Here is a 6,889-nt window from a genome sequence, read left to right as displayed (position 1 = left end):
GGGGCCCCCCGCGGGCGGGCGGACGCACGCCGGACTACGCGCCGTCCTGGTGCCGCAGGGCCCGGGCGAGCCAGGAGTACACCGGGGTCAGACCGGGCACCACCTGCCAGCCGTTGACGATCCAGACCAGGCGCCAGTACCGGTCCACCCTCGGATCGTGCGCTTCCTCGAAGCGCTGGGCCAGCCAGTCCCGGAACTCCGCGTCCGGGGTGCGCGCGAACGCCTCGGCGTAGCGCCGCACGAGCTCGTCGATGACCGGTGCGGCACCGTCGCCGTGCGGGTCGACGCCCGCCTCCGTCGCCTCGGCCACCTTCTGACGGGTGAACGCCGTCAGCTCCTCGCCCGCCTCGCGCTCGATGCCGGGCGTGCGCCCGCCGGCCTGGTGCGGGAGCGTCCGGCGCATCCGGGCCCGGAAGTCCTCGTCGCCGACCAGTTCGGCGAGCTCCACCCACGCCGCGACCTGTTCGGTGGTCGGCTCCTCGGGGAGGTCGGGGGTCGCGGCCCGGACCATGGCGGCCGCGGCCGGGGCGGCTTCAGCCGGGACGCCGCCCGCAGGAACGCCGTCCGCAGAGGCATCGTCCGCTGGGCCGAAGGTGCCGGCGATGAAGTCGTCGATCAGCCGCCGCCGTTCGTCGGCGGACAACTGCGTGAGCTTGTGCACGAGTCTGGTCTCCTCGGGGTCGGAACCGCGCCCGGCCACGACGCGCAGTACGCTCCGGCGCAGCTGCAGCTCCCGGATCTGCACGTCGATGGCGTCGGCGTGCGCGGCGGCGACCTCGGCCATCGGGAGCTCGCGGTCCGCGATCCGCCGGATCGCGGGCAGGTCGATGCCCAACTCGCGCAGCGTGCGGACGAGTTCCAGGCGGAGCAGGGCGTCGAGGTCGTAGCGCCGGTAGCCGGCGGGGCTTCGGGTGGTCGGCGCCACGATCCCCGAGTCGGAGTAGAACCGGATCGTCCGCACGGACAGGCCGGTGCGCCGGGAGAGCTCCCCGATCGAGTAGAGGGTCGTCGCGTCCATGGCCCTCACTCTGCTGTCTCCAGTCACTGGAGACTCAAGGCTACCGTCCGCCCGCCTCGCCCCAGGGCCAGGGCAATCTCGGAGTTGGCGGACCGGCGCGACGCTCAGGACGATGGAGCGCCGTCCGTCCTTCCCGACCGAAGGAGTACACCCGTGCCGCACATCGCCATCGACAACGGACTGCCGGGGATCAGCGGCCTGCTGGCGCTGCGCCCGGACACCGCCGCCCCACTGGGGCAACTCGCCGACGCGCTGCTGCGGGCGCCGGCCCCGATGAGCCGGGGCGAGCGCGAGCTCGTCGCCGCCTACGTCTCGCACCTCAACGGCACCCGCTTCTGCACCGGGGCCCACGGTGCCTTCGCCGCGGCGCAGTTGGACGAGGGCGATGACGTGGTGAAGGCGGTCCTGGCCGATCCCGCCACCGCGCCGCTCACCGACCGCATGCGGGCCCTGCTGCGGATCGCGGCCGAGGTGCAGGGCCGGGTCGGGCCGGTCTCGCACGAGGCGGTGGCGGCCGCCCGCGCAGCCGGCGCCGGGGACACCGAGATCCACGACACCGTGCTGATCGCCGCCGCGTTCTGCATGTACAACCGGTACGTCGACGGCCTGGCCACCGACCTCCCCGAGGACCCGGGCTACTACGCCGAGGGCGCGAAGCGGATCGTCGGCTCCGGCTACGGCCGGGGGAACTGAGCACCCGGCATCGGCCGACGAGGAGACGCCGCCATGAGCACGTACGCATCGGGTCAGCCGGACACCACGGCCGGCCACGCCGCACGTCAACTACCCCACCGTACCTCGCTGTTCGTCACCGGCGACTTCCCCCGGCGCCGCTGGCCGACCGTGCTGCTCGGCACGCTCGGCGGGCTCCTGCTGGCGTACGCCTGGAACGCGAACCTGGTCGACGACCAGATCGGCTTCGGCACCGCCGACGCCCTGCTCGGCCACGACGCCCACGGCACGCCGATCACCGGGGTGGTCTCCGGCGTCCTGTTCGCCTTCGTCTCCGGGCTGGCCGGCTCCTTCACCGCGTGCAACATCGCGGCCTTCGGTGCCGTCGGCCCGCTGGTCGGGCAGTCGCCGTCGCTGCGCCACCGGCTCCTGCACGTCGCCAAGCCGCTGGGCTGGGTCTTCGCGGGCATGGCGCCGGTCTCGGCCGCCTACGGCGCGCTGGTCGGCCTCGTCGGCACGCACATGCCGCAGTTCTCGACGGCCGCGGGCAAGGGCCTGACACCCCGGGCGCTGCAGTCGATGACGGCCTTCGGCCTGATCGGGCTGGTGATGATCGTGCTCGGCCTGGCCGCCGTCGGCCTGGTCCGGGACCCGCTGGCCGGGCTGTCCCGGCGCTTCCCGAACGCACCGCTGGTTCTCGTCGGCGCGATGATCGGCGGCTTCCTGGTGGGCCGCCCGTACCCGCTCTTCCGCGACCTGTTCCGGCACGCCGCCACCACTCACAACCCGGTCTACGGCGCGGGAGCGTTCCTCCTGCAGTCGATCGGCAACATCGCCGTCATGGCGGTGCTGTTCGTGGCGCTCGCCTACGGAACGGGCGGCCGACTGCAACGGGTGCTGGCATCCAGGCCCGCCCGGATCAGCGTGGTGACCGCGGCGGCCTTCCTCGTCGCCGGGGTCTTCACCGTCGTGTACTGGGACGTCCGGATGCTGGCCAGGCTCGGCTACCTCTGGTTCCCGCCCTCCCCCTGGGGCTGAGCCCTCGGCTGGCGTCGGGCCGGGGTGTTGGCGGGCATACGGTCTGACGACTCATGCGGATATCCTCAGACCCTCACATTGATGTCAATGTCAAGGCCGGACGGCACGAGGGGCGACGCATGCGTATCGGTGAACTGTCCGACCGGACCGGGACTCCCCCGCGGCTCCTGCGTTACTACGAGCAGCAGGGGCTCATCACGCCGGAACGTGCGGCGAACGGCTACCGGGACTACGACGAGCACCTCGTCGACCGCGTCGTCCAGATCCGCGGGCTGCTGGACGCCGGGCTGCCGACGCGCATCATCAAGCAGATCCTGCCGTGCCTCGACAAGCCGCGCGTCATCCATGTCCCGGACGCGACGCCGGACATGATCGCGACGCTGGAGAACGAGCGGGACCGCATGAGCGACCGGATCCGGTGCCTCACCCGCAACCGGGACGCGATCGCGGAGTACCTGGAGGCGGTCCGCGCCACCGCCCTGGATCCCGTGTCGGCCTGAGCCGCTTGACCTTGACACTTATGTGAAGGTTGCACACTGACTTTCATGACTGACGCCCGCATCTGGCACGCCGAGTTCGGCCACGGCACCCCGATCGTGCTGATCCACGGCTACACGATCGACCACCGGCTCCTCCTGCCCCTCGACCCCGCGTTCGCCGACCGGCCCGGGTGGCGGCGGATCTACCTCGACCTCCCCGGGCACGGCAACAGCCCGCGGCTGCCGGGGAGGACCTCCGCGACGGCGGTGGCCGACGCCGTCGTCGAGCGGATCCGCGAACTCGTCGGGCAGGAGCGGTTCGCCGTCGCCGGGCAGTCGTTCGGCGGGCAGCTGGCGCGGGCCGTGACGGCGGCGTTCGGCGAGCAGGTGCTGGGCTCGGCCCTGATCGTCCCGGTCGTCCGCTGGGGCACGGACCGGACGCTGCCCGAGGAGACGGTGGTCGAGCGCGACGAGGAGTTCCTCGCCGGCCTCTCGACCTCGGAGCAGCAAGTGTTCGGCGCCGTCATGGCCCGTCACACAAAGACCAGTTGGGGCCTGTACCGGCGGCACGTCGCACCCGGCTGGGACGCCCACGACCGTACGGCGGCGGCCGAGCTGGAGGCCGACTTCCTGCTCCCGGAGTGGCCGGAGGTCGGCGTGCCCGCTCACGGCGGACGGCACCTGCTGGTCACCGCGCGCCAGGACGCGCTCGTCGGCTGGCGCGACCAGCTCGCGCTGCTCGACCACTATCCGCGGATGACGGCGGCGGTGCTGGACGGCACCGGGCACAACCCGCAGGTCGAGAGCGCGGACGCCGTCCGCGAGCTGGTCGGGCGGTGGCTGGACGAGCTCGCGCCGCTGCGGGGTTGAACCGTCCCGCCGGCGGACTACAGGACGGCGAGGGGGACGGCGTCGCTACTGGCCGACGCGTCCGTCGACGCACTCGCGCAGGAGGTCGGCGTGCCCGCAGTGGCGGGCGTACTCCTCGATCCGGTGCACCATCAGTTCGCGGATCGAGACCCGGTCCTTGCCCACGCGTGCGCCCAGGTCCGGGTGTTCGGCGAGGGCGGCGTCGGTCTCGGCCTGTTCGCGCTCCAGGTCGCGGAACGCGGCGTCCACGACGGCCCGGTCGGCGACCGCCCCGTCGAAGTCCGCGTCGCGCCCGCCGTACAGCTTGGGCAGCGGCTGGGACGGCGGCTCGTCCTCGGTGAGCCAGTTGCGCCAGTCCCGTTCGACCTCGGCGAGGTGGCGGACCAGGCCGAGCAGCGACATCGTCGACGGCGGGACGGACCGGCGGGCGAGCTGCTCGGCGTCCAGGCCCTCGCACTTGAGCCGCAAGGTCAGCCGGTAGTTCACCAAGTAGTCCAGCAGCGTGCCCAGTTCGCCGTCCGGGCTGGGGCCTTCGAGGGTCCGCGGGTCGTCGGCCGGATCGGCCCACATGTCCGGGTAGACGGTCGCCCGGGTCCAGCGCGCTGGTTCGTCGGTCATGCGTCGAATCCTCGTCCGTCTCCGCACGAACCGCCACCGAATTACCTCGCACGCGCTGCTGCCCGGCCGGTCCGACGGCTTAGGCCGGCACGCCCGTCAGCGGCCTCGTGCGGTAGAGGGCCGCGGCGCCCGGCGGGACGAGGCAGGGCAGCAGCCACTCCCACAGCGCGGCGACCCGGCGGGCGCGCTCCTCGGGCGAGCAGTCCTCGCCGAACGTGACCTCCAGGCCGCACGCGGCCGTCACCACGAGCGTCTCCGGGCCGGTGCCGCCCGGGCGGTCGCGCAGTTCGCCCGCGCGGCGCGCGCCGGACAGCAACTCCCGGACCACGCCCGCCCATACGCCGTGGAAGCCCTGCGTCCCGGCCACGCACCCGCCTGCCGCCGCCGGGCCGGCCTGTGTCGGGCCTGACTGCGCTGGACCCGGCTGCGTAGGGCCGGGCTGCGTGGGGCCGGGCTGCGTCGGGACTTCCGCCGCCGGGCCCTGGGCCGCCGCCTCCCCCAGCCACGCGCCGCCCTCCCGGCCGAGCCGGAACGCGGCGCGGATCACCGCGTCCGAGCCGAGGGCGTCGACCAGCCAGTACCCCGAGTCGATCAGGGCCTGGAGCGGCGACGAGGCCGTGCGCAGCGTGGCGCACGCGCCGCGCAGCGAGCCCTCGGCCTGGTCCAGCACCGCCCGCGCCAGGTCCTCCTTCGACGCGAAGTGGAAGTACAGCGCCCCTTTCGTCACCCCGGCCGTGCCGGCGATCTCGCCGAGCGTGGCCCCCGCGTACCCGCTGCGGTCGAACAGCACCGCCCCCGCCTCCACCAGCCGCCCGCGCGTCCGCTCCGACCTCTCCTGCGCCACGTGCCCTCAACCCCTCACTGCTGCAAGCCAGTTCCGTTTACGCGCACCGCACCGAACAGTCCCGCCCGGGCCGCCCCCGTGGCCTTCAGCCCGCCCGGGAGAACCGGGCCGCGGCGCCCTGCCGTTCGGCCGGGCGGACCACGGCGGCCGGTTCGCTGCCGGTCTCCGCCCGTTCGGGGGCGGCGACCAGGATCGAGCGCTGCAGCCGCCGCAGCGCCGCTGACGGTTCCATGCCCAATTCCCGTACCAGAGTTGCACGGAGCCGTTGGTACACCTCCAGCGCCTCCCCCCTCCGGCCGGAGCGGTGCAGCGCGAGCATGTACTGGCCGTGCAGGCTCTCGTGGGTGCGGTAGCGGTCGACCAGGACGGTCAGTTCGGCGAGCAGGACGCGGTGGCGGCCGAGCCGCAGGTCGGCGTCGATGCGCTGGTCCAGGGCGCAGAGCCGGGTCTCCTCCAGGCGCTTGGCCTCGACGGCGAGCTGGCCGCCGGCCGGGACGTCCGAGAAGGCCGGGCCGCGCCAGAGGCGCAGCGCCTCGTCGAGCATCCTCGCGGCGAGCTTGTGGTCGTCGCCGTCCATCGCGCGGTAGCCCAGGCCGGCCAGGCGGTCGAACTCGCGGGCGTCGGTGAGGCCGCCGCCGCTGTTGAGCATGTAGCCGCCGGGGGAGGTCACGAGGACGTCCTTCGCGCAGGCGAACCCGGCGGTGGCCGCGCCGGTCGTGGCGATCGCGCGGTCGATGAGCTCGCGCAGCTGCAGAACGTACGTCTGCACGGTGGTGCGGGCGCTGCGCGGCGGGCGGCCGGACCAGAGCTCGTCGGCCAGCGTGCCGGCCGGGACGACCTGGTCGGCCCGCAGCGCCAGTAACCCGAGCACCTGCCGCGGCTTCGGCGCGGACGGCACCACCGACACTCCGCACATCCGGACGTCCAACGCCCCCAGCACGCGGATCTCCATGACGACCACCCCAATCCACGGAACGCCCCCGGCGGATCCGCCGCGGCCAGCACCCGACTCCCCCTGGGTCGACACCCCGGGGCCACGATGACCAGTCAAAAACAGGACGGGCGGTTTGTCAATACAAAACCGAACGAGCTGTTTGTTTATGCGAATCGGGGTACGCCTGCTCGAATCGGGGGCGCGAACGGACCAGCCGTGCGCCGGTGCGCGGACGCGAGCGCACGCCTGGGCCCACGGGCGGACCAGGCGGACCAAGCGGCCGGGGCGGAGCGCGCGGACCAGGCGGATCGGACAGGCCAGGCACCCGGGCACAAGCGGTCGGGGGGGGGGGGCGGCCCCGAGCCGCCCCCCCCCCCCCGGAACCGCCGACGCCCGCGACCGGGGGGCGCGCGGAC

8 protein-coding genes are annotated in these 6,889 nt (G+C 73.8%); 4 read left to right on the top strand and 4 right to left on the bottom strand.

Annotated elements, in window-relative coordinates:
* Nucleotides 1-34 precede the first annotated feature (34 nt).
* Nucleotides 35-1,018 (bottom strand): MerR family transcriptional regulator, encoded by a 984-nt coding sequence (locus tag ACFV4G_RS41525; RefSeq protein ID WP_380448476.1) that lies wholly within the window; start codon nt 1,016-1,018, stop codon nt 35-37.
* A gap of 153 nt (nt 1,019-1,171) precedes the next feature.
* On the opposite strand from ACFV4G_RS41525, the gene ACFV4G_RS41520 reads away from it, so the two are divergent.
* From ACFV4G_RS41520 to ACFV4G_RS41505, 4 genes are all read left to right on the top strand, one after another.
* Entirely contained in the window at nt 1,172-1,711 is a 540-nt protein-coding gene (locus tag ACFV4G_RS41520) for a carboxymuconolactone decarboxylase family protein (RefSeq protein WP_380448474.1), read from the top strand.
* Between the two features lie 33 nt (nt 1,712-1,744).
* Nucleotides 1,745-2,728: a hypothetical protein gene (locus ACFV4G_RS41515; protein ID WP_380448472.1), complete on the top strand. Its 984-nt coding sequence runs from the start codon at nt 1,745-1,747 to the stop codon at nt 2,726-2,728.
* Between the two features lie 119 nt (nt 2,729-2,847).
* The gene (locus ACFV4G_RS41510) at nt 2,848-3,228 is read left to right on the top strand and encodes a MerR family transcriptional regulator (protein WP_380448470.1); all 381 of its coding nucleotides are present in this window, start codon (nt 2,848-2,850) and stop codon (nt 3,226-3,228) included.
* Between the two features lie 45 nt (nt 3,229-3,273).
* The gene (locus ACFV4G_RS41505; protein ID WP_380448468.1) at nt 3,274-4,077 is read left to right on the top strand and encodes an alpha/beta fold hydrolase; all 804 of its coding nucleotides are present in this window, start codon (nt 3,274-3,276) and stop codon (nt 4,075-4,077) included.
* Nucleotides 4,078-4,122: 45 nt separating this feature from the next.
* Here the strand turns inward: ACFV4G_RS41505 and ACFV4G_RS41500 are convergent, their stop codons facing one another.
* The 3 genes from ACFV4G_RS41500 to ACFV4G_RS41490 all read right to left on the bottom strand — a co-directional run bounded on the left by ACFV4G_RS41500 (nt 4,123) and on the right by ACFV4G_RS41490 (nt 6,491).
* Nucleotides 4,123-4,695 carry a DinB family protein gene (locus ACFV4G_RS41500; RefSeq protein ID WP_380448466.1) on the bottom strand — a complete coding sequence of 191 codons (573 nt, stop codon included), beginning with the start codon at nt 4,693-4,695 and terminating at the stop codon, nt 4,123-4,125.
* Nucleotides 4,696-4,774: 79 nt separating this feature from the next.
* Nucleotides 4,775-5,539: a TetR family transcriptional regulator gene (locus ACFV4G_RS41495; protein ID WP_380448464.1), complete on the bottom strand. Its 765-nt coding sequence runs from the start codon at nt 5,537-5,539 to the stop codon at nt 4,775-4,777.
* An 85-nt stretch (nt 5,540-5,624) separates the two neighbouring features.
* Nucleotides 5,625-6,491: a BTAD domain-containing putative transcriptional regulator gene (locus ACFV4G_RS41490; protein ID WP_380448462.1), complete on the bottom strand. Its 867-nt coding sequence runs from the start codon at nt 6,489-6,491 to the stop codon at nt 5,625-5,627.
* Between the last annotated feature and the right edge of the window lie 398 nt (nt 6,492-6,889).

It is taken from the genome of Kitasatospora sp. NPDC059747 (genome assembly GCF_042732955.1).
Taxonomy (GTDB): domain Bacteria; phylum Actinomycetota; class Actinomycetes; order Streptomycetales; family Streptomycetaceae; genus Kitasatospora.
The sequence above is the reverse complement of the archived record's forward strand: the minus strand, read 5'-3'. Positions and strand labels throughout refer to the sequence as shown.